A 26026-nucleotide genomic window follows, 5' to 3' on the forward strand; every position below is an offset into this window, starting at 1 on the left:
GGAGGTATTATGAAACGTATTTTTATGTCTGCTGTGCTTTTTTCTCTAACAGCTACTCATGCCTTGGCCGATGATGCCAAGGCGCTAAAGGAAAAGTTAGCGAGTTTAAACTCGCTGAGCAGCGAATTCTCCCAGCAGGTTTTTGACCCTGAAGGCGAGCTGGTAAGCGAAAGCAATGGTCAGTTGCAGTTAGAGCAACCTCGTAAAATTCGCTGGCAGCAGCAAACGCCTGATGAGACCCTGTTCGTCTCTAACGGTGTCGACAGCTATTATTTCGATCCTTTTGCCGAGCAGGTAACCTTGCTTGATACCGCCAAACTTATCGACAATACACCCTTTATTTTATTAACCACGGATGATGAACAGCTGTGGCAAAAATTTACCATTACCGCCATTGAAAACGGCTTTGCGGTAAAACCCATTAGCAAGGAGCAGGGCCAGGTAGAGCAGCTTAGTCTGTATTTTAATGAGCAAGAGCAGATCTCCGCGCTTGAGGTTACCGACCAATCCGGGCAGCGCTCTAAATTTGAATTCAAGGATGCGCAAATCAATAACGACATTGACGATGGGCGCTTTGAATTTACCATTCCCGAGCAGGTCTTTATTGATGACCAAAGGGAGCAGCGAGGAAGCCAGTTAAGTGGCGAATAGTTTTTCCCTCGACTTTGCCCCCGATGTGCGCCCACTTGCGGCGCGCATGCGTCCTACGTCATTACAGAAATACATAGGCCAAAGCCATATTCTTGGCCCAGATCAACCCCTTTACCGTGCCATTACCTCGGGCCAATGCCACAGCCTTATTTTATGGGGTCCGCCGGGAGTAGGGAAAACGACTTTGGCGCATATTATTGCCCATCACTGCGACGCTGAATTTATCACGCTTTCTGCGGTTACCGCCGGAGTGAAAGATATACGCGACGCCGTCGAGCAAGCGCAACTGAGCCTGCAGCAAGGGCGTCGCAGCCTGTTATTTGTCGATGAAGTTCATAGATTTAATAAGTCGCAGCAAGATGCCCTGTTGCCTTATGTGGAAAACGGCACCTTTATCTTTATCGGTGCGACCACCGAAAACCCGTCTTTTGCCCTGAATAATGCGGTACTGTCCCGAGCCCGCGTTTACACCCTGAAAAAGCTGAGTCTGGATGAACTCAAGGCCGTAGTGAACCAGGCACTGACGCAGGATGATGAGTTAATAAATGCTCATATCAGCATTGCCGATGATAGCCTGGAGCAACTGTGCCAGGGTGCCTCTGGCGATGCGCGCAGCGTGCTTAATTTACTCGAGCTTGCCGCTACCTATGCCATTAGTGCAAAGGAGTCAACCGCAACTAAAGGCGTGGTGATCGACCAGGAAGTTATGCAGCAGGTCGCACCGCAAATGGTCGCCCGCTATGACAAGGGCGGTGACCACTATTACGATTTGATTTCTGCCTTTCATAAGTCGGTTCGGGGCTCAAGCCCGGACGGGGCTTTATATTGGTATTGCCGTATTATTACCGCCGGTGGTGATCCTCTGTATGTGGCACGTCGCTTATTGGCTATTGCCACCGAAGATATCGGCACCGCCGATCCCAAAGCCATGGAAGTGGCTTTAAACGCCTGGGACATTTATCACCGCGTGGGACCTAGCGAGGGCGAGCGTGCCATCGCCGAGGCCACCATTTACCTTGCCAGCGCACCAAAGAGCAATGCCGTTTATACCGCTTTTAAAGAGGCAAAACGTCATGCCATAGCGACCGCGGATCTCGACGTACCTTTACATTTGCGTAATGCCCCCACGGCCTTGATGAAAGAGCAGGGCTTTGGCGCAGATTATCGTTATGCCCATGACGAACCCGGCGCCTACGCGGCCGGTGAGAGCTTCTTCCCGCCGGAGATTGCGCAAACTCAGTACTACCACCCCAGCGACAGGGGTCTGGAAAAGCGCATCGCCGATAAGCTGCAATATCTCAAGGAGCGCGACCAGCAGAGTCTGCGTAAACGCTATGAGCGTGATTAATACCTATCTTTTGATTGCCCTAGGTGGGGCGCTTGGCGCTTGTATGCGCTTTGGTATTAATGAATTAGCACTAAAACTCCTGTCCAAGGGATTCCCTTTTGGTACGCTGACGGTTAATATTCTCGGTTCATTGTTAATGGGCGTTTTATACGGCCTTTTGGATCGTGAAATACTGACCGATCCGCACCGCCTGACCCTGGGAATAGGGTTTTTAGGCGCACTAACAACATTTTCAACATTTTCGCTCGATACCCTGCTGCTAATGCAGCAAGGTCAGTGGCTGAAAGTGGCGTTAAACATCCTGCTCAATGTCGGGGTGTGTATTTTTATGGCTGCACTAGGCCTCATGCTAACAACGCAAAAAGGTTAATAACTCACATGTTAGACTCAAAGTATCTCCGTCAGGACGTAGAGCAAACAGCCGCACGTTTAAAAACGCGTGGTTTCGAATTAGACGTTGCCAAGCTTGCCGAGCTTGAAGAGAAGCGCAAAGCACTACAAGTAAAAACACAAGAACTACAAAGCGAGCGTAACTCCCGTTCCAAGGCCATCGGCCAAGCCAAAGCCAAGGGTGAAGATATTCAGCCGCTACTTGATGCCGTTGCGCACTTAGGCGACGAGTTAGAAAACGCGAAAAAAGAACAAGACGATGTTTTAGCCGAGCTAAACGATATCGCGTCTGGCTTACCAAACCTGCCAGCACAAGAAGTGCCTGTAGGTAATGATGAAGCTGACAATGTTGAAGTAAGTAAGTGGGGCGAGCCAAAGTCATACGATTTTGAAGTGAAAGACCATGTTGACCTTGGTGAAGCATTAGATAAAGGCTTGGATTTCGAAGCAGGTGTAAAACTATCAGGCGCACGCTTTACCGTGATGCGTGGCCAGGTTGCGCGTATGCACCGTGCACTTGTGCAATTTATGCTTGATACGCATGCAGATAAAAATGGCTATACCGAAATGTACGTACCTTATTTGGTAAACAAGGACAGCCTGTTCGGTACCGGTCAGTTGCCTAAGTTTGCCGAAGATCTGTTCCACACTGAAAAACTTGGCGAGCATGATGCAGGTTTTAGCTTAATTCCAACCGCTGAAGTACCTCTTACAAACTGCGCACGCGATGAAATCTTCGATGAAAAGCAGTTACCTGTGCGCATGACGGCACACACACCCTGTTTTCGTAGTGAAGCGGGCAGCTATGGGCGTGACACTCGCGGTCTAATTCGTCAGCACCAGTTTGATAAAGTTGAATTGGTACAACTGGTTAAACCGGAAGACTCAATGCAGGCATTAGAAGAGCTAACCGGCCACGCCGAGCAAATTCTACAGGCTCTTGAGCTGCCGTATCGTAAAGTCGTGCTGTGCACCGGCGACATGGGCTTTGGCGCAACTAAAACCTACGACCTGGAAGTCTGGTTGCCGGCTCAGGATACTTACCGTGAGATCTCATCATGTTCAAATATGGGTGATTTCCAGGCGCGCCGTATGCAGGCGCGTTTCCGCCGCGCCGGTGAGAAGAAGCCAGAGCTTCTTCATACCCTAAATGGCTCAGGCCTGGCCGTTGGCCGTACCCTGGTTGCTATCTTGGAAAACTATCAGCAAGCCGATGGCTCTGTTGTGGTACCAAGTGTACTGCGTCCATATATGGGCGGCTTGGAAGTTATTCGCGCGCAATAAGCGCTGATACAGAAATAAAAAAGGTCGCCTAGTGGTGGCCTTTTTTTGTGCTTTGAATTTAAACCTTAAACTTGTGCGTTTATTTAATTTGCCACTATGAAGCTGCTTTACTATCCAAGTAGGCGGATTGAGTCTACCCTAGTAAAGGTTGTAACTATCTGTTATCAATAGAAGTAGTGAATATGCAGGGAAACACGTTGGCGGACTATGCCTATTTCCTGGTACAGCATTAACATAATAAAAATATAAAACGATTAACAAGGAATTATTATGAAAGTTATCCCATCTACGCTGTTACTGATCCTAAGTACATTCTTACTATCATTTTCTGGCTTGGCAACGTTATTGGCGACACCTAACGCCAGTGATAGCCGAGGCATGTTCATTATCGCCCTCGGTGCGGCAGGTCTTGTCGTTGGTGCAATGGCGATTTTGCAGCTTAAGAAACTGAATCGGCTCTTGTTGGCACAACAGGCAGCGTAAAAAAGACAAGGTAGCGTCGAGGTAAGAGCAAGGAATTGTACCTTAAGCCACCAGCGACCTAGGTCGCTAAAATGCCCGCTTGGTCTAAAATACTTATTTAGCGACCCAGGCAATGACTCCCCTAACAGGGGAGTTTTTTATAATAGAAAGGACTCAACAATGAAATACGCGTTTTACCTGCTGGCCCCCATGGCCGCAACCCTCTCTTCGTTGGCATCGGCCGAACCGCTTAGCTTTGAACAGGCAAAATCCCGCGCAGATAACATAGAGGCTTCTATGTCGGCAAATGAAGCCGAGCGCTTAGTTCAGGCACAAGGTAAGCTTGCATCTTCGGCATTTCCTCATTGTTTACGGGAAACAAGCTCAATTCCCATCAAGTTTACGGTTGTGGTGCAAATTGACGCCTCGGGGCAGGTGATCAATTCGTGGCATCAGGGTAGCAGCAAGTTTTCCGAATGTTTTGCAGATGTTATGGCAAGTTCCTTGTCATACACGCCCGACAGTCAGCCATTTTATACCTCGTTTGAATTCAAAAATGTAAATTAATAGCCAAGCAAATCAGTGCCTAGAGTGAAATTGATTGACTCTAAACTAGAGCTGTTCTAGCTTCGCTAGTTGGGAATGGACCCAATTAACTTTTGCTTATAGAGCGCTTACAGAGTCAGGTGGTTATGTTAAACAATGAGTTCTTTGATCTGCTAAAAACCATTATCCGTCAGCCCAGCGTGGTTGGTGCTGAGCATTCATTTTTTAGGGTGTTACAAAGGGAGTTAGAAGAGCGCGGCGCGCATGTAACCTGGTATGAAGGTTTATTGGTAGCCCAGGGGAGCAAGCCTTTTAGCACCATGTTTTCCGCCCATATCGACAGGCATGGCCTGATCTGCACTGGCCCCAATGAGTTTCAATACGCGGCCTTTATCTCCGCTAATCGTACGGATTTATTAAATAACTCGGTATCCGAAGAGCTGATGACCAAGATCACCGAGCGCTTTCAAAATGAACCCGTGTATGCCTATGAACCCTGGTCCGGCGCGTATCGTGGCAGTGGCGTGATCACCAATGCCTACATCTGCGAGTATCGCAATAACCTGATCTTTGAAATTGACGGCTTAGAAGGCCTGGTTGCCGGTACGCCCGTGGCCTTTAAAGATAAATTGAAAATACAGGAGCAGCGACTTTACGGGCAGCTCGACAACGTCTTATGTGCGGCGGCCTTGGTACATATGTTTAGTCTTGGCTTTCAGGGCACGGCGTTTTTTACCGCACAGGAAGAAGCGGGCAAGAGCTGGTGCTATTTGCTTGAGTGGTTCCGTCGTTTTGGCGGCTCTACAAACCGCCTGTTTGTGGTTGATACCAGTCCATTTCCTGATGTGGACGCAGCAGACAATCAACAACTGGTGCTCAGAAATAAAGACGCCAACGCGGCTTTCAACAGCGAGGCAACGCAAATGGTGCAGCAGCTTTGTGAGCAACAGAATATAAGCTACTTGTATAAAGACAAATATATGGAAGCCATAAATGAGCAGCTAGTTGCCCAAGGTGAGGAGCCAAGATCCATTGGCAGCACCGAGTTAGGGCGTATCATCGCGGCTTCCAACGGGTTAGTGGACGGCACTACGATTCAGATCCCCTCGACCGGTTATCACACCATGTCGGAGTCGGCGTCCGTGGAGTCAGTTGAAACCTTCTTATCTCTTTTGTGTGCCTTGTCACAGGAATAGGCGGGGTGAGGAGCAAGCAGAGCCAGTCTAAGGACTCTGCTTGCTTTTAGTCATTGCCTAAACTTCATTTCCTGCAATAAATAAGTGCTCATAATGGTGCGATATTCTGCACGATTACCACTTTCTTCTTGCATCTTTTCCATGCTCTTCTGCACCCATTGGAAGTAGGCTTCACGGCGCTTTTCATTCTCGGCAACCGAAGCCATATTTTCAAAAACCCGTACTATGTAGAGATCGGGTTCGTCTGCTCTTGGATGAACATTTTTGACAATGGAATAGCTGCTGATCCAGCCTTGCTCTACGGCGAAGTCAGAGCTTTTACGCCACTCGGACGCCAACCACTTCGCATACTTTAATCCTGCTCCATCGGCTATTTTAATCCCTGTAACTTCCCAGTAATTGCCGCCAATAAAAGGCGGCTCATTATCTTCGGCGTGTACGACTTGAATAGACAGCAAACTAAAAACACAAAACAACGCTCCTATAAATAAGTTCTTATACATAGTAAGCTCCTCGTTACAGGTTGCGATATTGCAACTTGAGCTAATAAAACTAGTTCTGTTTATTTCGTCTGTCTAATCAAGTGTATAAAAACCTCGCCTAAGCGAGGTCTTAATATTCGTTATTCGGTACCAATAAAGCCACCGGTTTGATGGGCCCAGAGCTGGGCATAAATGCCGCCTGCAGCGATCAACTCCTGATGCGTGCCTTGTTCAACGATGTGACCCTTATCCATCACTACCAGGCGATCCATTTGCGCTATGGTCGACAAACGGTGAGCAATGGCTATTACGGTTTTATCCTGCATCAGGGTATCTAAACTGGCCTGAATGGCCGCTTCGACCTCTGAGTCGAGTGCCGAGGTGGCCTCATCGAGCACCAATATCGGCGCGTCTTTTAACAGCACTCGGGCAATGGCGATACGCTGGCGCTGACCGCCTGAGAGTTTAACCCCGCGCTCGCCCACTTGAGCGTCAAGCCCCTTGTTGCCCTTGCTATCTTCAAGCTCTTCGATAAATTCCCAGGCCTTGGCTTGTTTTGCCGCATTGATGATCTGCTCATCGCTGGCATCGGCCAGACCATAGCCGATATTTTCACGCACGCTGCGGTGCAATAGGGCGGTGTCTTGTGACACCATGGCGATATGCTGGCGCAGACTCTCCTGAGTGACGCCATCTATTGCTTGATTGTCGATGCTGATGGAGCCTTGCTCAACATCGTAAAAGCGCAGCAAAAGGTTAACCAAAGTGGATTTACCGGCGCCTGAGCGTCCAACCACACCGACCTTTTCTCCTGCGCGAATATGCAAATCCAACCCAGCCAAGACACTGTGTTGTTCATCCTGCTGGGCCTTGCCATAGTTAAAACTAATATTGCTAAAGCTAATAGCACCGGATGTTACTTCAAGTGCCTTGGCATCGCGTTTATCTTCAATGGCGATGGGTTTGGTCAGGGTACTCATGCCATCGGCTACCGTACCTATATTTTCAAATAAGGCGCTTATTTCCCACATGATCCACTGAGCCATACCGTTTAGACGCAGGGCCAGGCTCACGGCGATAGCAATGGCGCCAACGCTGATAGCACTTAAAGACCACAAGTAAATAGACAGCGCCGCCGTAATAGCCACTAAGGTATAGTTGAGCACTTGCACGCTCACTTGAAGGCCTGTCGCCAAACGCATTTGGCGATAAACGGGATCTAAAAACAGCTCCATCGACTCCTTGGCGTAGCGCTCTTCTTTCGATGAGTGGGAAAACAGCTTAATGGTGGAAATATTGGTGTAGCTGTCAACGATACGGCCTGTCATTTGCGAACGCGCCTCTGCTTGCTCCTCGGCAACGCGCTTTAAACGAGGAATAAAATAGCGTTGAATACAGGCGTAGCCTACCAGCCAGAGCAACATGGGCGCTGTCAGGCGCCAGTCTGCCTGGCCAATAAACAGCAGCATGGCAGTAAAATAAACCAGAATATAGACGGCAACATCTAACAGCTTGATCACGGTTTCCCGTACCGCCAGGGATGTTTGCATTACCTTGGTAGCGATACGTCCGGCAAAGTCATCCTGATAAAAGCTCATGCTTTGGCGCAACAAATAGCGGTGCGCTAGCCAGCGGATCGACATGGGATAATTGCCAAGTAGAGCCTGATGCAATACGGCGGAATGAACAAACACCAGTATGGGCAAGATGATCAAGGTCAAAATACCCATAAACCAGAGTTTGCCGCTGTCTTTGGCGAACAGCTGCTGTGGTGTGGTCTGATTGAGCCAATCAACCAGCTGACCCATAAAGCTAAATAGCGATACCTCAATTACAGCTAAAAGTGCGGCACTGATAGACATAACCGCCAGCGGCCATTCCATTCCTCGGGTGTAATAACGACAAAATGCCAGCAAGCCTTTAGGTGGCGCTTGTGTGCTGCGCTCGGGGAAGGGGCGGGTTAGCTTTTCAAAAAATGCAAACATAAGACCATAAACAACTAATACTGTTAATGGCGCAGTGTAGCGGCTTTAAAAAGAGCTGCCTAGCCATAGCGCGTGGCAATTCGGCAACAGTGTGCGGCTTAGGGGATTAATTAATGTTACTTGGATCATAACAAAGGCCCCTGTGCTGGGGCCTTCGGGCTTATACCGCTAATGCTTGCTCTGCTTCGAGCTTAGCAATCATTTGTTCACGCATTTTGAATTTTTGTAGTTTACCGGTCACCGTCATTGGGTATTCGTCGACGATTTCAATGTATTTGGGAATTTTAAAGTAAGCCAAGTGTTCTTTAAGATAGTCACGCACCTGTTGCTCGTTGAGGAAATGGCCATCTTTTAATTTAAGCCACAGGCACACCTGCTCGCCGAACTTATCATCGGGAATACCAAATACGGCGGCATCACTGATTGCCTCGTTAAGGTATAACAGCTCTTCAATTTCGCGCGGGTAGATGTTTTCACCGCCACGTATGATCATGTCCTTGATACGACCCACTATGGTGACATAGCCTTGCTCGTCCATAACTCCAAGATCGCCTGAGTGCAGCCAGCCTTGTGCGTCTATGGTGGCCTTAGTTTTCGCTTCATCACCCCAGTAACCCTGCATTACGCAATAGCCGCGGGCACATATTTCCCCGGCCGTGCCAATGGCTGCAACGTCGCCGCGCTCATCGATAATTTTCACTTCGGTGTGCGCCATGGCCCGGCCTACGGTTTCCACCTGCTTCTCTATAGGAGAGTCCATCTCGGTAATATGATTAATGGGGCTGCATTCGGTTTGTCCATAGCCAATCAGTACTTGTGTCATATTAAATTCACTGTGCACCTTGCGCATCAATTCCTGCGGGCAGGTGGCGCCAGCCATGACCCCGGTACGCAGAGTAGAAAGGTCAAACTGAGAAAATTCCGGGAGCTCTAATTGCGCAATAAACATGGTAGGCACACCATGTAAGGCGGTGCAGCGCTCCTGCTCAACAACTTTTAGCGTGGTCAGGGGTTCAAACGACAGGCTAGGGAAGATGGCGCAGGCGCCACTAGCAACACAGACCAGGTTGCCGAGCACCATGCCAAAACAGTGGTACAAGGGCACAGGAATGCACAGGCGGTCGTTTTCGTTAAAGTGCATGGCACGCGCAACGAGCAAGCCGTTATTCAATATATTTCTATGGCTTAGGGTCGCGCCTTTTGGGTTGCCCGTAGTGCCCGAGGTAAACTGAATATTGATGGCGTCATCCGGGCTGAGCAGCGTTGCGATTTCCTGCATCTGCTTATAATGCTGATCTCGGCCTAAATTCTGTAACTGGGCAAAGGGCAGCATACCGGGGAGCTCTTGCTCACCTATACTGACTACCTTAATCAATGAAGGCAGTTTAGCAATTGGCCCTTGGTGGTTAGGCTCTTTTAACTCTGGCGCTAACTGATACAGCATTTCGACATAATTTGATGCCTTAAACTGCTGCGCCATGACCAGAAATTTCACCTCAACGTTATTGATGGCAAATTCCAGTTCGTGAGGGCGGTAAGCCGGGTTTAGGCACACCATAATGGCGCCGATTTTCGCCGTCGCCATTTGGATCAGTGACCATTCGATATTATTCGGGGACCAAATGCCGACCCTGTCTCCGGGCTGTACGCCTAATGCCAATAGGCCGGTGGCGACCCGCTCTATTTCTTCAAGGTAACGTTTATAGCTCCATCGTATGTCTTGGTGGCAAAAGACTATGGCTTCTTTATCCTCATAGGTGTCGACAATACCTTGCAGGTAACCGCCTATTGTCTGCTCGCTAAGGCTAATTTGGCTGGTGCCTTGATACGCGCTGTGAGTAAGAGGAAATTGCTGGTTTAAATGCGTGGGCATACTGTGCCTCCTTGGCGCAAAGTGAATTTTACTCAATCAATTCTTAGCAACTACTCAAACATAGATTGTCGACACATGCCATTAAAAAAGACGATTAACCCTGCAGATTCGACTAAAGGTGTAGATAGGTGTCGACAAAGAGTGGGGAGTTTAGGTAAGTAGGGCAAGAGTAATGAATTGAAAAATCTAGTGTGTGGGCAAGCTAGACGCTTATACCAATTCTGTTAAGTATGAGATCAGAGGTAGCGCTGGTTAAATGATATGATAACAAGGCGTTATTTTTCTTATGTAGTTATTCTACATAGAAAAATACCAACGCCGTTAGCATGATATTTAGCCCGTAAGTGAATTGGTATTATAAAGAAGGGGGAGTGGGCCCGGCGCAAATTTGCCCGGACCCTATTGGTTATTCTGTAATAAGGAGCTAGACGAGTGTTAGAAAAGGAGGATTTTAAATCCGATAAGGATCAAGACCACACCGCCGAGTAATTCTGCTTTGCTTTCTAACCAGGTGCCGCTGCGGGCACCAACAAATACGCCGACAAAACTAAATACCAGGGTGACTGCCCCGATAATTGCACAAGCCAACAAGGGGTGCACATCTAGCAGGGTTAAGGTAAAACCCGCAGCCATGGCATCAATGCTTGTAGCTATGGCCAGTAACAACAACACCTTATGGGTGATTTGCGCTATATCTTCTTCGATGCCTTCACTGAGGGCTTCAAAAATCATTTTTGCGCCGATAAGCAGTAATAAGCCAAAGGCTATCCAATGAGCATAGGCGTCCACCCAGCCCAGCACGCCTTTACCACCGAGATAACCAATTAACGGCATAAAGCCTTGGAACAAACCAAAATACACACCGGCTTTGAGTGCCAACGAGCGCGTTAAGCTGGTGTGTTTTGAGCCAAGCCCGATGGATACTGCGAACGCGTCCATGCTTAGGGCCACGGCTAAGATAAAAACTTCAATCATAAGAGAGCTCGCTATCGTTGATTTAAAAAAGAGTGAGCAACATAAAAAAGGCCGCTTGAAAAAGCGACCTAGTAGCATGTAATTCTTGGCGCTTAATCCTTGGCGTAGGTGCGCTGCATTATATACACATAAGCTGTGATAAATGCTTGTTCTTGGAATTTCTTTAAGCCAGTTTCTTCAAAATCGATAGGAACAGGGTTGCGCTTTAATTGCTCTTTCATGGTGGTGGCATTAAGAACACACACATCTAGGTCGGGAATAAGCTGCAGCGCCGTTTCCATTTTAAAACCAACGGCACCACCGGCGAACTTGCCCTTTTGTGGACGACCTTTAATGGCGATTGAATCAACGCCATAGTCTTCCATCAGCTTTTTAAAATCGCGGTAAAACTTTTGTACTTGTTCCGTGTCGTCGGCGTCACTGAGTACAAAACGTGTTTGTCGTACGTCGCGAATGTCGAAAACGTCATTGTCTTTTGATAATAAGCACAGCAGCACTTCGCTGCCTTTAATTTCTACACCACAGGTATTCATGTTATATCGCCTTTGTATTCAATGGCCTCTAGTATATCAGAGATGGTGTAAAAACAATGGAATAAAATTATTCCTTGAACCTTGAATTTGTATGCAGGGCACGCGAGAATAGCCGCTTGCGCTCATACTCAGGCGCAACAACATCATCGCAATGCTTGTTGGTATAAGCGTTGATTATGAATTAAATCGATTAAATATAACTTACTACATGTGGCGCGGCGTAGGTGTCACCACTGTAAAAGGATTAAACATGCCTGTAATTACTCTTCCTGACGGTAGTCAGCGTATTTTTGATAACCCAGTCTCAACAATGGATGTGGCCTTTGATATCGGCCCAGGTCTTGCGAAAGCAACCATTGCCGGCCGTGTAAACGGCGAGCGCGTTGATGCCTGTGACCTTATAACCGAAGATGCGCGTTTAGAGATTATCACCGCCAAAGATGAAGATGGTTTAGAAATTATTCGCCACTCTTGTGCTCACCTTATTGGTCATGCCATTAAACAGCTTTACCCGGACGCCAAAATGGCCATAGGTCCGACAATCGACAACGGCTTTTATTACGATGTCGATATGGAGCACTCGCTGACGCAAGAAGATCTTGAAGCGCTGGAAAAGCGCATGCTTGAGCTTGCAAAAACCAAATACGATGTAGTTAAAAAGGTTGTCAGCTGGCAAGAAGCCCGCGATGCCTTTGCTGCACGTGGCGAAACCTACAAGATGGAAATCCTTGACGAAAATATCTCAAAAGATGACCGTCCTGGCCTATACCATCACGAAGAGTATGTTGACATGTGTCGTGGCCCGCACGTACCTAACATGTCTTTCTGTCAGCACTTCAAACTGATGAAGGTAGCCGGCGCATACTGGCGTGGCGATTCAGAAAACAAGATGCTGCAACGTATCTACGGCACCGCGTGGGGCGATAAAAAGCAACTTAAAGCGTATTTGCAACGTTTAGAAGAAGCCGAAAAACGTGACCACCGTAAAATCGGTAAAGCACTTGACCTATGGCACTGGCAAGAAGAAGCGCCGGGCATGGTGTTTTGGCATAACGACGGCTGGAGCATTTATCGCGAGCTAGAAGATTTCGTTCGTGAGAAGTTACGCGAGTACGATTACGAAGAAGTTAAAGGCCCATTGATGATGGACCGTGTACTGTGGGAAAAATCAGGTCACTGGGACAATATGGCGACGCCATGTTTACTACCGAGTCTGAAAAGCGCGAGTACGCTATTAAACCTATGAACTGCCCAGGTCACGTACAAATCTTTAACCAGGGTTTAAAATCATACCGCGACCTGCCACTGCGCATGGCCGAATTCGGTTGTTGTCACCGTAATGAGCCATCGGGTGCACTGCACGGTTTGATGCGTGTACGCGGCTTTACTCAGGATGATGCCCATATCTTCTGTACCGAAGAGCAGATCCTGGATGAAGTAGCGGCCTGTATCGACATGGTTTACGACACTTACTCAACTTTCGGCTTTGAAAAAATCGTGGTTAAGCTGTCGACACGTCCAGAGCAACGTATCGGTGAAGATGCGCTTTGGGGTCGTGCCGAACAAGCGCTGGCGCAGGCGCTCATGGACAAGGATATAGAGTTTGAATACCTGCCAGGCGAGGGCGCCTTCTACGGGCCAAAAATCGAATTTACTTTATACGATTGTTTGGAACGCGCATGGCAATGTGGTACGGTGCAGCTAGACTTTATGTTGCCGGGTCGTTTGGGCGCAACTTACGTTGCTGAAAACAACGAACGTCGCACTCCAGTAATGATCCACCGCGCGATTTTGGGTTCAATCGAGCGCTTCATCGGTATTTTGACCGAAGAATACGCGGGATTATTCCCAACCTGGTTGGCGCCAAAGCAGGTAGTATTGATGAATATTACCGATAAGCAGGCCGATTATGTGCAAGAAGTTGTACAAAAATTAAATAAACTGGGTATTCGTGCTGCAGCCGACTTGAGAAATGAGAAAATTGGCTTTAAAATTCGCGAACATACTTTAAAACGTATTCCTTACCTGTTAGTAGTTGGCGACAAAGAAGTTGAAGAACAGGAAGTCGCGGTAAGGACACGTACAGGTGAAGACCTGGGCAAGTTTAAAGTCGATGACTTTATTACAAAAATCGCAGACGAAATTAAGAATAGACGTTAGTCTGTGATTGAAAAAGGGTGTGCCAAATACTGAAGGTGACACCCTTTTTTGTTTTTAATATTCTTGGAGGAACGTACCATTAGAGGCGGAAAAAAGAGTCAACAAACGACTCAAAAAAATCGTATTAACGAAGACATCACGGCAAAAGAAGTTCGACTAATTGGCTTTGACGGTGAGCAAGCAGGCATTGTGTCTTTGAGTGAAGCGTTGTCATTGGCGGAAGAAGCTGGTGTCGATCTCGTTGAGATCAGCCCTAATGCTGAGCCACCTGTTTGTAAGGTTATGGACTACGGTAAGTTCATTTTCGAAAAGAGCAAGGCACAAAAAGAACAGAAGAAGAAGCAAAAGCAAATCCAGATTAAGGAAATCAAGTTCCGTCCGGGTACTGACATTGGTGACTACCAGGTTAAATTGCGCAACCTTCGTAAGTTCTTAGAAGCGGGTGACAAAGCGAAAGTAACTATCCGCTTCCGTGGCCGTGAAATGGCCCACCAAGAAATTGGTATCGAACTTTTAAATCGCATTAAAAACGATTTAGAAGATTTGGCAACCTGCGAGTCTTTCCCTAAGAAAGTCGAAGGTCGTCAAATGATTATGATGCTAGCGCCAGTGGCTAAAAAATAGTATACTGCGCGGCTTAAGATTTAGTGCAGGTTTACAAGCTAGCTAAATTGCCTTGGTAATTTATTTAGCACCTGTATCTATCCGGTTGAAAGTAAGGGGCTTTTTAAGTCCCTTCACCGGTTTTGGGAGTAAGTTAGGCCAATAAAGTGTCAGTGTAAGCTGGACGCCTGCTTGCTAAATTTAAGCAATATCAATTGGAGTTATTGCAATGGCTTATAAGCTAAAAACACACCGTGGCGCCGCTAAGCGCTTCAAGAAAACTGCTTCTGGCGGTTTTAAGCGTAAACAAGCGCACCTTCGTCACATTCTGACCAAGAAAACCTCTAAGCGTAAGCTTCACCTACGTCCTAAGCTAATGGTTCACAAGAACGACCACGGCTTAGTTTCTCGTATGTTACCATTCGCTTAATAGGGGTATAGAATAATGGCAAGAGTAAAACGCGGTACTATCGCGCGCGCACGTCACAAGAAAGTTTTAAAGCAAGCTAAAGGTTACTACGGTGCACGTTCACGTGTTTACCGCGTAGCTTTCCAAGCGGTTACTAAAGCGGGTCAATACGCTTACCGTGACCGTCGTGCGAAGAAACGTACTTTCCGTCAACTATGGATTGCTCGTATCAACGCTGCAGCTCGTCAAAATGGTTTGTCTTACAGCCGTTTCATCAACGGTCTTAAGAAGACTTCTGTAGAGATCGACCGTAAGATCCTTGCAGACATCGCTGTTTATGACCAAACTGCTTTCGCGGCACTAGTAGCTAAGGCTAAAGAAGGCCTAGAAGCTTAATTTGTGCTAGCAGAGAAAGGAGCCAATAGGCTCCTTTTTTATTGCCTGCAATTCCTGTTAACGGGATTTAGTTAACACCCAGTCCATCCAGCTAATGGGCAAGATTCTTCTTAAAAAGCCGAATAAATAGGTTGGGGTAGTGACATAATACCTTGCCTGTGGTCGTTGCGACTCCAAGGCGTGCACCAAGCGCTTGTAAACAGCCTCCGGGCCTAATGTAAAAGGTTGCGGCCCAGTGGCCGATTCCAGCCGACGCTGTTGTGCCAAATAGTTTTCCTTATGCGCACTGGTTTCAATATTGATACCCGAGGTTAAAAAAGCCTGCAGGGCATTATCACGAAATTTCGAGGTGATGGGTCCGGGCTCAATCAAAGATACATGGACACCGCTGCCTTTGAGCTCCAAGCGTAGGGTATCTGTGAGACCTTCCAAGGCAAACTTACTGGCGTTGTAAGCGCCGCGATAGGGTAAGGTCACCAAGCCCAACACCGAGGAGTTTTGAATAATGCGGCCATGGCCTTGTTGACGCATCATTTTACAGGCCAACTGGGTAAGGTGGTGCCAGCCAAAGACATTGGTTTCAAATTGCTTGCGTAGCGCCTCTACGGGTAAGTCTTCTACGGCGCCGGGCTGACCATAGGCGCCATTATTAAAGAGCGCATCGAGTTTACCGCCGCAGAGGGTGAGTGCCTCTTGCAGGCCTTTTTCTATTGATTGCGTATCTGTGTAATCAAGCTGCACGCAGGTTATACCCTCTGCATTGAGTTTATCTACATCCTCTTGGGCACGACAACTGGCAATAACCTTATAGCCACGCTTTTGCAATTGCTGTGCACAATAATAGCCAATGCCGCTGGAGCAGCCGGTGATAAGTATGGTTTTCATAGTCTAATGTAATGATTATTCGCTGGTTTGTAGGCAAACTAGCATTTCATCGCAGCCCTCGCCAGTGTTTGTTTAACCTTGTTATACTCAAACCCACTTATAAGAATAACAAGAGCTTATTATGCTAACCTCTTTATTGCTTAGTGCCGCCCTGAGCCAAGATGCGCATCTGCCGCCATTGATCCCCTGGCAAGGAAAGAGTGAAACCCTGATGCAAACCCAGGGCCCCTTACTAACCGACTTTGAACGCTCAGGTGGTGTCGACTCACCAAATTATAAAGACACCATGACGTATTTAGCTCAGCTGACAAAGGCAAATAGCGCTCAGTTTCATACTGTGAGCATAGGTAAAAGCGATGCCGGGCGTGATATTCGCATGCTCATTGCCACTGAGCATGGGTTGACCTCCGCCGAGCAGCTTGTAGCTGACAGCAAACCCACCTTGCTGATTCAAGCGGGCATACACAGTGGCGAGATAGACGGCAAAGACGCCGGCTTTATGCTGCTTCGCGATATTGCCAATGGCAAACGTCCCGATATATTAAAACAGGTTAATCTGCTGTTTATCCCCATTCTCAATGTCGATGGTCATGAGCGCCGCAGCGCCTTTAATCGCATTAACCAAAGAGGCCCACGCATTATGGGCTTTCGTACCAATGGCCAAAACCTTAATTTAAACCGCGACTACACCAAGTTAGACACCCCGGGTGTTCGCGCCATCGCCCATGTCGTTAATGCCTATCAGCCGGATTTATACATAGATGTGCATGTGACCGACGGCGCCGACTATCAATACGATATCACCTATGGCTATAACCCAAGCTTTGCAAGTAGCACGCCCAAGGTAACACAGGCTTTGGACAAGTGGGTGGCGCCCATTATCAATGCCAGGCTCGAACAACAGGGGCATATGCCCGGTCCTTTGGTGTTTGTGATGGATAAAATGGAATTTTCAAAGGGTCTGGCCGGTTGGGTGGCTGGGCCTCGATACTCTAACGGCTGGGGAGAGTTGCGTCACCTGCCCACCATATTGGTTGAGAACCATTCATTAAAGCCCTATAGACAAAGGGTGCTTGGCACCTATGTGCTCTTAGACGGCGCAATTGAAGCCTTAGCAAAGCATGGTAAACAACTTAACCAGGCGGTCACTGCTTCAATTAAGGATAACTACAAAGAGCTGGTCGTTGAGCGCGCTTATGCCAGCGAGCCGGACTATATTAGTTTTAAGGGCATAGCCTACGAGCGCTATCACAGCAAAACCACCCAAGCCCATGAGGTTCGCTACCTAGGCGAGGCGCACGATTATCCGAGTTTGCCTATTTACTGGCAAAAAGAAGTTAAAACCAAGGTTGCTGTCCCCAAGGCCTTTCATATTCCTCGCCAATATGCGCAAGTTTTAGATGTGCTGAACATTCAAGGGGTGAAAACAGAAGCCATATCAACACCCGTAACACTTACCCTGCACCAAGGGCGCATAGGCAGCCACGAGTTTGCCAAGGCGCCATTTGAAGGGCGCTTTAGAGTGACGCCGACAATGGAATATACAGAGGTGAATGTCATGGTCGATGAGCATTGGCTAAAAGTAGATACAGATCAAACGCTTGGCTTGCTCGCCACGCATCTATTGCACCCGCAAGCGCCAGACTCTTTGTTACAGTGGGGCTTTTTCCATAGCCTGTTTCAGCGCACCGAGTATGTTGAGAACTATGCCTTGGCTCCCTATGCAGAGCAGATGTTGTTAAACAATGAGGACATCAAGGAAAGCTATGAACAAAAGCTAAAAGACTCGAGCTTTGCCGAGGATGCTAAAGCACGCCGCGCTTGGCTTTATGCGCAAAGCCCGTATTATGATCAGCAATATTTGAATTACCCCATATTGATGCAGTACTAATATGACCATAAAGATACTTACTGTGCCGGTGACACCATTTCAGCAAAATTGCCGTATTTTGGTGTGTACCAGCAGCAACAAGGCGGCTATTGTCGACCCAGGTGGTGACGCACAAAAAATAGTTGCCACCTTGAATGAGCACGAACTTGTGCCCGAGGCCATTTGGCTAACTCATGGTCACCTGGATCATGTAGGAGCAGCCGATGAGCTGGCTAAGGCTTACAACCTTGATATTATCGGCCCGCATATAGAAGAAAAGTTTTGGTTCGATGCACTGCCACAGCAGGCGCAGATGTTTGGCTTTGCACCTCGTCCGGCATTTTGGCCGACGAAATGGTTAAGTCACGGCGACACCTTGACCTTAGGCGAGCTCAGTTTTGAGGTACGCCATTGCCCAGGACATACACCCGGCCATGTTATTTTTGTTGAACAAACGCAAAAACAGGTGCTGGTAGGGGATGTGATCTTTAAAGGTTCGATAGGGCGCACCGACTTTCCTAGGGGCGATGCTCCGACCTTGATAGCTTCTATCAAAAGTCAGGTATTGTCTTTGGACGATGATTTTGTCATCTTAAGCGGTCACGGTGAAAATACCACCGTGGGTCACGAACGTGCCACTAACCCTTTTATCAGTGGTCGTTTTGGCTAAGCTGATGGCTTTACTAACTCGGAGTTCGGGTTAAAAAAGCAGGACGATCCCGGATGGATTGTGTATAATTTTACCTAATTAACGAAAGAATAAGAAAAATCAATGTCATTAAATCAAGTTGATCGCCAGATACTGGCACTGCTGCAGCAAGATGCCAGCCTCTCTACCGCGGAAATAGCCGATCAGGTCGGCCTTTCGCAATCGCCTTGTTGGCGCCGAATTGCCCGTTTAGAGCAAGAAGGCTATATCAAGGGCAAAGTAGCTTTACTCGATGAGAAGAAGCTCGGCTTCGATATGCTGGTGTATGCCCATGTTCGTTTATCCAATCACGGTCGCGATCAACTGGCGCAATTTGAAGAATTGATCATGAGCTATGACGAGGTGACCGAGTGTTACACCATGGCTGGCACCATGGACTTTATGCTGCGCATCATCTCTAAGGGTATTGAAGGTTATGAGCTATTTGTTCGCGATAATTTGCTCAATCTGCCTTATGTGCAAGAGGTACACTCCAACGTCACCATGACCTGCGTAAAACGCTCTACCTCTTTACCCTTATAAATGTATTTTATAGGCGGCCAAAACGGTCGCCTAACTCTTTGCTGAATTGTTAATTTCTCTGCTTTTTGCTAGAATCTGCACCCCTTTCGCAGCTTGTTTCTAATCGCACCGCAAACGAGGAATGAATGTTTAACTTACTCAGCAAAGCACCTAGCTCTGCTAAAAACGATATCCTATCGGGATTAACCGTTGCCTTGGCATTGGTACCCGAAGCCGTGGCCTTTGCCTTTGTAGCTCAGGTTGACCCCCTTGTCGGCTTGTATGCCGCCTTTATTGTAGGTCTTATCACCTCACTGATCGGTGGCCGTCCGGGTATGATCTCCGGCGCAACCGGCGCCTTGGCCGTGGTTATGACCTCTTTGGTTATCACCCATGGTGTCGAATACCTGTTTGCGACCGTGCTCTTGATGGGTATATTGCAGATACTGGCGGGCGTGTTTAAGCTCGGCAAATTTATTCGTATGGTGCCGCACCCGGTCATGCTCGGCTTTGTAAACGGCTTGGCGATCGTCATTTTTCTTGCCCAACTGGGGCAGTTTAAGGTGTTGGGCGACGATGGCCAAATGAACTGGATGCAAGGCGAACTGCTTTATACCATGCTAGGCCTGGTTGCCTTAACCATGGCCATTATTCATTTCCTCCCTAAGTTGACAACGGCTATTCCATCGAGCCTGGCCGCTATTTTAGTGGTAACCGGCCTGGTGCTAGGTTTAGACCTTGAAGCGCGTACCGTTATCGACTTTGTAAAAGATATGACGGGTGATAGCACTGCAACCATAGCCGGCGGTTTCCCTGAGTTCCATATTCCTCAAGTACCATTTAACCTTGAAACCCTGAAAATCATCCTGCCTTACGCGGTGATCTTAGCGGCCATAGGTTTAATTGAATCACTGCTGACCTTGACCCTGATCGATGAAATTACCGATACCCGCGGTCAAAGTAATAAAGAATGTGTAGGCCAGGGCGCGGCAAACGTAACCTGTGGTTTCTTCGGTGCCATGGGCGGCTGTGCCATGATAGGTCAGTCGATGATCAATATTAATTCCGGTGGTCGTAGCCGTTTATCCGGTATTACCGCGGCATTATTGCTATTGGTATTTATCCTATTTGCCGCCAGCTACATTGAAATGATCCCACTGGCAGCACTTGTTGGCGTCATGTTTATGGTGGTTATCGGCACCTTTGAATGGTCAAGTTTCCGTATTATGCGCAAGGTACCTAAATCCGATGCCTTCGTTATCTTCTTAGTAAGTGCGGTAACGGTAGCGACGGATCTGGCCATTGCCGTGTGCGTAGGTATTATTGTGTCGGCCCTGGTATTTGCCTGGCAACATGCGAAACATATCTACACCGAGAGCTATATCGATGAGCAGGGCTCTAAGGTCTATGAGCTACATGGCCCCTTGTTCTTCGGATCGGCGAAGAACTTCTTAGAGCTATTCGACATTAAAAACGACCCTAAAGACGTTATTGTAGAGTTTAAACACAGTCGCGTTGCGGATCACAGTGCCATCGAAGCCATAGACACCTTGGCGGATAAATACACCAAGGCAGGTAAAACCTTGCATCTGCGCCATGTTAGTGCCGACTGTAAGGAATTGCTGCGTAAAGCACGGGATCTTGTGGAAATCAATGTAATTGAAGACCCTAAATACCGTGTTGCTTCGGATGAGCTGGGTTAATACCAATTCACTAACCCAATTGAACCCATAATTTTAGGCCAGCATTTCGCTGGCCTTTTTTATTCAGTTGCAATTAACTAGTCTATACATAGACTTATGTTAATTCTTCAATAATGGGTACGACTATGAAACAACTACTTTCGGTGTTACTGACTTCCTCTTTGGCCCTTGGTGGAGCCTTCGCTGTACAGGCGCAAACCATTCCCGACGAGCCCCATTTACAGGTTCGCGGCGTGGGTGAAGTGTGGGCCACGCCAGATAAGGTAACCATTAATCTGAGCGTTAATGAGCAAAGCATGGATGTGCTGGAGGCCAAAAGTGCCGCCGACAGAAAGCTGGCAAACATGATCATGGCGTTAAAAGAGCTGGGTATTGAAAGTAAGGATATTCATGCCAGCCAATTGGGCATTCACAGCAAAACCCGCTATAACCGCGATACACAAACCAATGAGTTCGACGGCTATGAAGTCAGCCGTAACGTCAGTGTTATTCTGCGCCAAATCGATAACTATGCATCGGTTTTGCAGTTGTTGGTACAGCAAGGGGCCAACCAGGTAGGGCAGTCGCATTTTGGTTTGAGTAATTACGACGAACTGTATAACCAAGCGCAACAGCAAGCCTTTAGTGATGCCAAGCAAAAAGCAAAAACCTATGCCGATGGCTTTGATACTAAGGTGGGCAAAGTTTACAGCATTAACGTAATGAGCCATGACAGACCGATTCCATATCCGCGCGCGGAAATGAAAATGATGGTCAGTGCAGATGCCGCGCCCGGTGTCGAGCAAGCGTACAATGTTGGCGAAATTAAGGTCAGTGCCTCGGTTAACGCGGTATTTTTACTCGATAATTAAACTCGGTAATAAAAATCCGTGCGTGACTGTGTAACCTAGTCAAAGCCGAAGGTAAAATCCCAAAGAGTTTTCCTTCGGCGCTTTTCTTTTAAATCAATTACCTGTAACTTCTAGCCTGATAATGTACTCAGGAGAGCAGACGTGATTGTTTCCATCTATGCCGCCATTTTAGCGCTGGTCTATTTGCAACTTAGCCTTTACGTAGTCAAAGAGCGCCGACGTAGCCACCGCTCTATCGGTATCGGCGACAGCATGGCACTGCAGAGGGCAGTACGCGCTCACGGTAACTTTATCGAGTATGTACCGCTGGCGTTGCTTCTATTATTTTTCAATGAATATCAGGGTCTTGCAAGCCATTATAGCCACTTGCTAGGGGCAACCTTGGTGTTTGCACGTCTAATCCATGCCAGCAACATTTCCCAGTTAGATGAAAACATAAAGGTGAGGGTAGTGAGCATGGTGTTAACCTTCTCAGTGATAATGATCTCTGCGGTGTCCTTGCTGCTCGATGCCACCTTGGGGATTTATCTTTAAATCCTGCCTACCTTATCTCGGCAAAATCAAAGCCTTAGTATAAATTGTCGTCTAAACTTGCCCTTAAGCGTGATTCTAAATTGCTAGCTCAAGGGCAAATTGATGACAGACATTCTTATTGTTGCCTGTATTTTTCTGATCTCCGCCATAGTGGCCGTTCCCATTGCCACGCGCTTTGGTTTAGGCTCCGTACTTGGCTATCTGATAGCCGGTATTATCATTGCACCCTTATTAACAGTACTTAAAATAGACCTGGTATCGATTCAGCATGTCGCCGAGTTCGGTGTGGTGATGATGCTTTTTCTGGTGGGATTGGAGCTGGAGCCAAAAAAACTCTGGTCTATGCGCGCTCAGTTAATAGGCTTAGGTGGAGGGCAAGTATTGCTTACGGCTCTGGCTATTATGGGAGTCGCTGTGCTTTTAGGATATTCATGGCAACTGGGCCTGAGTATCGGACTTATTCTCACCTTGTCATCCACCGCCATAGTCTTGCAGAGTTTGGCCGAACGCTCAGAGCTTGATACAGAGGGCGGTAAGGCAACATTTTCCGTATTACTCACTCAGGATATCGCCGTTATTCCAATCTTGGCCGTGTTGCCCTTACTGGCCATGGGCGATGCAAGTAGCGCCGAGATCGCTGGCACACATGCTATGTCCCAAATAAACATACTAAGTGGATTAAATGGCTGGCAAAGCGCATTAATAGTACTGGCGGTGATCTTAAGTGTGGTGGTAGGGGGCGCGTATCTGACTGGGCCCATCTTTAAATTTGTCGCCCAGGCAAGATTAAGGGAATTATTTACTGCAACGGCCTTATTCCTGGTGATAGGCATAGCCTTAATGATGACATTAGTTGGGTTATCGCCGGCTTTAGGTACCTTTATCGCCGGGGTAGTTCTTGCGAATTCTCCATACAAACATGAGCTTGAAAGTAATATCGAACCATTTAAAGGACTCTTGTTGGGCGTTTTCTTTATTACCGTTGGTGCCGGGATTAATTTCACTCTATTGGCTGCGCAGTTTGGCTGGATATTCTTTACTACCTTAGCCCTGATACTGGTAAAAATTGCCGTGTTACTGGTATTAGGACGCATGCTTGGCATTAAAGGCGCAGCCCTTTGGTTACTTGCACTTGGGCTTGCCCAAGCCGGTGAATTCGGCTTTGTTTTACTGTCATTCTCAGTGACCAATCAGGTGATGGAGCAGGCCATGGCAGACCGTTTATTACTGGTGGTTACTCTGTCTATGCTGATATCGCCTTTACTTTTTATTCTATATCAAAAGGTTATAGCGCCGAGATATGTGGTTGAAGGAAAAAGCCGCGAAGAAGAGTTTCCACAAAACAGCCATATTATTATCGCCGGTTCGGGACGAGTCGGCGGTTTAGTGGATAGGATATTAAAAATAGGCGGGTATCGTGCCACGGTAATTGACCATAATTATCAACATTTGGAAGCCATGGCGCGTATCGGAGTGCATTATTTCTATGGGGATGCGACACGACCTGATCTATTAAATAGTGCCGGAATAGAGAAAGCGAAATTATTGGTGATAGCCCTGGACGATAAAGAGCAAATCACCACCTTAACTCAGTACGTTTTACAGAATTATCCCCATGTCCATGTGTTAGCACGAGCCATAGACAGGCATCATGTTTATCAGTTATGGGCACTGGGTTGCCGTGACATTATCCGAGAAACCTACGACAGCTCACTGCGTATAGGGCGCGCCGCCTATGAAGCGCTTGGATTTAACAGCGAACAGGCAGCAGATATCATTTCCAAGTTCGATACCTATGATAAGAAAATGATGCGGGTCACCGCAGAGGCCTTTGATGCCAGTTTGCCATTTCAGGATAATGATGAGTACGTGAAGTTAGTGAAAGACTATATGCAGCAATACGCGCCAGAATTAAAAGAGTCGGTTGCAAGCATCATCAATACCGAGAAACAATCCGGTACCAGCGACAAAGATACTTACGCTGACTCAACAGACAAGCACTGAAACTCGACAAAAAATACCTTGGTTAATCAAGAACAGGTAAAAAGGGCTGCGCAAACACATTACTTATTAAGAGGAGAACCCTGTTTATACTTACAAATACGTCATTTAACATAACATAAATTATAGGTTATTGAGGTTTATATGCAGCAGCACGAATCCATACGACCACATATGTCCAATACTAGACGGTATCGGACATTTTGATGATTTATATAAGTATTATTCGACCCATCTCTATAGCACTAACTATCACAGCGGCTATAGCTTCACATTAAATGTCGATTAAATTCACGATAAGTGTTCAATCATGCCTTGGTTGTATTGAGCAAATGCGCCTTATCGCATAGTATTGTTTAAAACAGCAATAAAAAAGATGCATTATGGAGTTTGTTCGTCCGCTGGAGCCAATTCTGATTATCGATAATGATCAGTCCATGCGCAGTTCTTTAGCCGCGATTCTCACCGAACTAGGTTATGACCAGATCACCGGTAGCGCGGATATCAACGACGCTAAACCTTTACTCGCTCAACTCGATCCCAAGGTTATCTTCGTTGATATTGCCTTACCCGACTGCGACGGTTGCGACATTATCAGCTACCTGTCGGACCTACACCCGCACAGTAAAATCATCCTTTGTGCCGACCATAATTCTTACGAAAACGTTGAGCACAACTGGGAATTTGGCGCCGAGGAATACATAAGTAAACCTTTTAACGCCAACAAAGTCGACATGGTTATGAAGCGTTTAGAGCTTAACTAATCCCTATGCAAGAAAAATTAAAACAACTGACGCTGGGTTTAGCGGATGTCATCTATGGCAAAGAACAACAAATAAAACTCGCCCTATGCGCCATGCTATCCCGTGGCCATTTATTGCTTGAAGACCTGCCTGGCATGGGTAAAACAACCTTGTCTCACGGTTTGGCGCAAACCCTAGGCATGAGTTATCAGCGTATTCAATTTACCAGTGACTTATTGCCCGCGGATATTCTCGGCGCCAGTATTTTTAACACCAAAGAGCATAAGTTTACGTTTCATAAAGGCCCTATTTTCAGCCAAATTGTGTTGGCGGATGAAATTAACCGCGCCGGCCCTAAAACTCAAAGCGCCTTGCTTGAAGCCATGGAAGAAGGCTGTGTCAGTATAGACTCAGAGCGTTATACCTTACCGGAACCTTTTTTCGTAATTGCTACGCAAAACCCGCAGCATCAATCCGGTACCTTTCCACTTCCGGAATCCCAGCTGGATCGCTTTTTTATGCGACTTAGCCTGGGCTTTCCACCGGCAGACGCAGAAAAACTGCTGATCAAAGGTCTTGGTCCGCAAAGGCATAAATCAATAGAGCCTATTATCAGCTGCACCGAGCTGCAACAGATGCAAAATCACGTGGATAATATAAGTATCGCCAACACAGTGGTCGATTATATTCTCGCCTTAGTGACTCTGACTCGTCATGACCGTGATATTACCCATCCTTTATCACCGCGAGCCAGTATCGCTCTGGCCCAAGGCGCTAAAGCCTGGGCGTTTTTGGAAGGCCGGGATTATGTGATGCCAGAGGATGTGCAGGCAGTTTTTTCCAGTATCTGTGAACATCGCGTCAATCCACATGACAATTACAGTCAGGCCAGCGTGTGCGACGATATCTTGCGCCGGGTTAAGGTGCCGCTCTAGT

The 26026-nt window shown here is 47.3% G+C and carries 25 protein-coding genes and 1 pseudogene; 20 read left to right on the top strand and 6 right to left on the bottom strand.

What is annotated here, in order from left to right:
* Positions 1-9: 9 nt before the first annotated feature.
* From lolA to C2M34_RS14200, 7 genes are all read left to right on the top strand, one after another.
* Complete coding sequence (lolA, locus tag C2M34_RS14170; RefSeq protein WP_105215988.1) at positions 10-651, top strand: outer membrane lipoprotein chaperone LolA; 642 nt, start codon at positions 10-12, stop codon at positions 649-651.
* A gap of 46 nt (positions 652-697) precedes the next feature.
* Positions 698-1999, top strand: a complete 1302-nt coding sequence (locus C2M34_RS14175) for a replication-associated recombination protein A (RefSeq protein WP_105259298.1) — start codon at positions 698-700, stop codon at positions 1997-1999.
* Complete coding sequence (crcB, locus tag C2M34_RS14180) at positions 1986-2369, top strand: fluoride efflux transporter CrcB (protein ID WP_249318882.1); 384 nt, start codon at positions 1986-1988, stop codon at positions 2367-2369. The genes C2M34_RS14175 and crcB overlap by 14 nt, the downstream gene beginning before the upstream one ends.
* An 8-nt stretch (positions 2370-2377) precedes the next feature.
* A complete protein-coding gene (gene serS / locus C2M34_RS14185) occupies positions 2378-3673 on the top strand; it encodes a serine--tRNA ligase (RefSeq protein ID WP_105215976.1) in 1296 nt (431 codons plus the stop codon).
* Between the two features lie 270 nt (positions 3674-3943).
* Positions 3944-4156, top strand: coding sequence for a hypothetical protein (locus C2M34_RS14190; RefSeq protein WP_105215974.1), 213 nt, complete (start codon positions 3944-3946; stop codon positions 4154-4156).
* Positions 4157-4315: 159 nt separating this feature from the next.
* Positions 4316-4702, top strand: a complete 387-nt coding sequence (locus C2M34_RS14195) for a hypothetical protein (RefSeq protein WP_105215972.1) — start codon at positions 4316-4318, stop codon at positions 4700-4702.
* Positions 4703-4827: 125 nt separating this feature from the next.
* The gene (locus C2M34_RS14200; RefSeq protein ID WP_105259299.1) at positions 4828-5877 is read left to right on the top strand and encodes a peptidase M42; all 1050 of its coding nucleotides are present in this window, start codon (positions 4828-4830) and stop codon (positions 5875-5877) included.
* A gap of 50 nt (positions 5878-5927) precedes the next feature.
* Here the strand turns inward: C2M34_RS14200 and C2M34_RS14205 are convergent, their stop codons facing one another.
* The 5 genes from C2M34_RS14205 to C2M34_RS14225 all read right to left on the bottom strand — a co-directional run bounded on the left by C2M34_RS14205 (position 5928) and on the right by C2M34_RS14225 (position 11725).
* A complete protein-coding gene (locus C2M34_RS14205; RefSeq protein WP_105259132.1) occupies positions 5928-6380 on the bottom strand; it encodes a hypothetical protein in 453 nt (150 codons plus the stop codon).
* Between the two features lie 119 nt (positions 6381-6499).
* Positions 6500-8344, bottom strand: a complete 1845-nt coding sequence (locus tag C2M34_RS14210; RefSeq protein WP_105215968.1) for an ABC transporter ATP-binding protein — start codon at positions 8342-8344, stop codon at positions 6500-6502.
* Positions 8345-8504: 160 nt separating this feature from the next.
* Positions 8505-10217, bottom strand: a complete 1713-nt coding sequence (locus tag C2M34_RS14215; RefSeq protein ID WP_105259133.1) for an AMP-binding protein — start codon at positions 10215-10217, stop codon at positions 8505-8507.
* Positions 10218-10652: 435 nt separating this feature from the next.
* The gene (locus tag C2M34_RS14220) at positions 10653-11192 is read right to left on the bottom strand and encodes a manganese efflux pump MntP (protein WP_105259134.1); all 540 of its coding nucleotides are present in this window, start codon (positions 11190-11192) and stop codon (positions 10653-10655) included.
* Between the two features lie 92 nt (positions 11193-11284).
* Positions 11285-11725 carry a DUF3010 family protein gene (locus C2M34_RS14225; RefSeq protein ID WP_105198950.1) on the bottom strand — a complete coding sequence of 147 codons (441 nt, stop codon included), beginning with the start codon at positions 11723-11725 and terminating at the stop codon, positions 11285-11287.
* Positions 11726-11975: 250 nt separating this feature from the next.
* On the opposite strand from C2M34_RS14225, the pseudogene thrS reads away from it, so the two are divergent.
* The 4 genes and pseudogenes from thrS (at position 11976) to rplT (ending at position 15293) form a co-directional block, all read left to right on the top strand.
* A pseudogene (gene thrS, locus C2M34_RS14230) lies at positions 11976-13885 on the top strand (threonine--tRNA ligase).
* Between the two features lie 63 nt (positions 13886-13948).
* Positions 13949-14509, top strand: coding sequence for a translation initiation factor IF-3 (infC, locus tag C2M34_RS14235; RefSeq protein WP_105199099.1), 561 nt, complete (start codon positions 13949-13951; stop codon positions 14507-14509).
* A 208-nt stretch (positions 14510-14717) separates the two neighbouring features.
* Positions 14718-14918: a 50S ribosomal protein L35 gene (rpmI, locus tag C2M34_RS14240; RefSeq protein WP_022944197.1), complete on the top strand. Its 201-nt coding sequence runs from the start codon at positions 14718-14720 to the stop codon at positions 14916-14918.
* A 15-nt stretch (positions 14919-14933) separates the two neighbouring features.
* The gene (rplT, locus tag C2M34_RS14245) at positions 14934-15293 is read left to right on the top strand and encodes a 50S ribosomal protein L20 (protein WP_105189760.1); all 360 of its coding nucleotides are present in this window, start codon (positions 14934-14936) and stop codon (positions 15291-15293) included.
* A 57-nt stretch (positions 15294-15350) separates the two neighbouring features.
* Here rplT and C2M34_RS14250 read toward each other — a convergent pair whose 3' ends face one another.
* Positions 15351-16178: an SDR family oxidoreductase gene (locus C2M34_RS14250; RefSeq protein WP_105259135.1), complete on the bottom strand. Its 828-nt coding sequence runs from the start codon at positions 16176-16178 to the stop codon at positions 15351-15353.
* Between the two features lie 121 nt (positions 16179-16299).
* On the opposite strand from C2M34_RS14250, the gene C2M34_RS14255 reads away from it, so the two are divergent.
* The 9 genes from C2M34_RS14255 (at position 16300) to C2M34_RS14295 (ending at position 26025) form a co-directional block, all read left to right on the top strand.
* The gene (locus C2M34_RS14255) at positions 16300-18069 is read left to right on the top strand and encodes a M14 family metallopeptidase (RefSeq protein ID WP_105259136.1); all 1770 of its coding nucleotides are present in this window, start codon (positions 16300-16302) and stop codon (positions 18067-18069) included.
* 7 nt (positions 18070-18076) lie between these two features.
* Complete coding sequence (locus C2M34_RS14260; protein ID WP_105259300.1) at positions 18077-18718, top strand: MBL fold metallo-hydrolase; 642 nt, start codon at positions 18077-18079, stop codon at positions 18716-18718.
* Between the two features lie 102 nt (positions 18719-18820).
* On the top strand, positions 18821-19279 hold the full coding sequence (locus C2M34_RS14265; RefSeq protein ID WP_105198954.1) for an Lrp/AsnC family transcriptional regulator: 459 nt from the start codon (positions 18821-18823) through the stop codon (positions 19277-19279).
* Between the two features lie 125 nt (positions 19280-19404).
* The gene (locus C2M34_RS14270; RefSeq protein ID WP_105259137.1) at positions 19405-20961 is read left to right on the top strand and encodes a SulP family inorganic anion transporter; all 1557 of its coding nucleotides are present in this window, start codon (positions 19405-19407) and stop codon (positions 20959-20961) included.
* Positions 20962-21086: 125 nt separating this feature from the next.
* On the top strand, positions 21087-21812 hold the full coding sequence (locus C2M34_RS14275; protein WP_158677959.1) for an SIMPL domain-containing protein: 726 nt from the start codon (positions 21087-21089) through the stop codon (positions 21810-21812).
* 141 nt (positions 21813-21953) lie between these two features.
* Positions 21954-22346, top strand: a complete 393-nt coding sequence (locus C2M34_RS14280; protein ID WP_105215952.1) for an MAPEG family protein — start codon at positions 21954-21956, stop codon at positions 22344-22346.
* A gap of 102 nt (positions 22347-22448) precedes the next feature.
* Positions 22449-24350 (top strand): cation:proton antiporter domain-containing protein, encoded by a 1902-nt coding sequence (locus C2M34_RS14285; RefSeq protein ID WP_105259138.1) that lies wholly within the window; start codon positions 22449-22451, stop codon positions 24348-24350.
* Between the two features lie 380 nt (positions 24351-24730).
* The gene (locus C2M34_RS14290) at positions 24731-25111 is read left to right on the top strand and encodes a response regulator (RefSeq protein WP_105259139.1); all 381 of its coding nucleotides are present in this window, start codon (positions 24731-24733) and stop codon (positions 25109-25111) included.
* Between the two features lie 5 nt (positions 25112-25116).
* Positions 25117-26025, top strand: a complete 909-nt coding sequence (locus C2M34_RS14295; RefSeq protein WP_105259140.1) for an AAA family ATPase — start codon at positions 25117-25119, stop codon at positions 26023-26025.
* The last annotated feature ends 1 nt before the right edge of the window (position 26026 follow it).

This window comes from Pseudoalteromonas sp. T1lg88 (assembly GCF_002964765.1).
Classification (GTDB): domain Bacteria; phylum Pseudomonadota; class Gammaproteobacteria; order Enterobacterales; family Alteromonadaceae; genus Pseudoalteromonas.